The 1,281-nt window shown below is 63.6% G+C and carries 1 rRNA gene; it reads left to right on the plus strand.

What is annotated here, in order from left to right:
- Positions 1 to 65: 65 nt before the first annotated feature.
- Positions 66 to 1,281: ribosomal RNA gene (locus A6A03_RS19335) — 23S ribosomal RNA — on the plus strand; the annotation flags it as partial.

Here is a 1,281-nt window from a genome sequence, read left to right on the forward strand (position 1 = left end):
GTCTCACCATCGGGCTGCCGTCCACCGCAGCCGATGGCTCCGTCGGGCCGCCTTGGCCACGACGGAGGGAAGACATGATGAGCACACGATGGATGCCATGGCGCTGCGTGCCGACGAAGGACGGGGCACGGCACCGATATGCTCCGGGGAGCCGCGTGCAGGCTGTGATCCGGAGGTCTCCGAATGGGGCAACCCGCCACCGTCAGGTGGCGCTCCTTCGTGGAGCGGGAACCCGGCCAACTGAAACATCTCAGTAGCCGGAGGAAGAGCGAACGACGCCCGTAGTAGCGGCGAGCGAACCGGGCGAGGCCTAAACCGTGGCCGTGTCAAGCCGCCAAGCGTTGCGGCCACGGGGTTGAAGGACTGGCAGGCCGGGGTTGGCGACCCGGCGCCGACCGACCGTTGTGAGGCGAAGCAGTGTGGAACCCTGCACCGTAGAGCGTGAGAGTCGCGTAGCCGGCGACCTCAGGTCGGTAGCCAGCTCCTGAGTAGGTCCGGGCACGAAGAACCCGGACTGAAGCTGGGCAGACCACTGTCCAAGGCGAGCTACACGCAGTGACCGATAGCGCACAGTACCGTGAGGGAACGGTGAAAAGTACCCCGGTGAGGGGAGTGAAACAGACCCTGAAATCGTGTGCTTCCATGCCGTGGGAGCCGGCGTGTCCGGTGACCGCGTGCCTTTTGGAGTATGATCCGGCGAGTTATCCTCAGTGGCGCGGTTAAGGCAGTCCCAGCCGGAGCCGGAGTGAAAGCGAGCCTGAAGAGGGCGGACGTCGCTGGGGATAGACCCGAAACCGTGTGAGCTACCCATGGCCAGGCTGAAGCGTCCCTAACAGGACGTGGAGGGCCGCACCGGTGTCTGTTGCAAAAGGCTCGGATGAGCTGTGGGTAGGGGTGAAATGCCAATCGAACACGGAGATAGCTGGTTCTCCCCGAAATGTATTGAGGTACAGCCGCGGGCTAGGCACGCGCGGAGGTAGAGCACTGTTGTTGTGCGGGGGCTTCACCGCTTACCAAGCGACGGCAAACTGCGAATGCCGCGCGTGCGCGCCGCGAGTGAGACGGCGGGTGCGAATATCCGTCGTCGAGAGGGAAACAACCCAGACCGCCAGCTAAGGCCCCCAAGTCATCGCTGAGTGGGAAAGGTTGTGGCGCCGCTTAGACAACCAGGAGGTTGGCTTAGAAGCAGCCATCCTTGAAAGAGTGCGTAACAGCTCACTGGTCAAGCAGCGCTGCGCCGAGGCTGTAACGGGGCAAAGCGATGCGCCGAAGCTGCGGGTT

Source organism: Chloroflexus islandicus (assembly GCF_001650695.1).
GTDB classification, from domain to species: domain Bacteria; phylum Chloroflexota; class Chloroflexia; order Chloroflexales; family Chloroflexaceae; genus Chloroflexus; species Chloroflexus islandicus.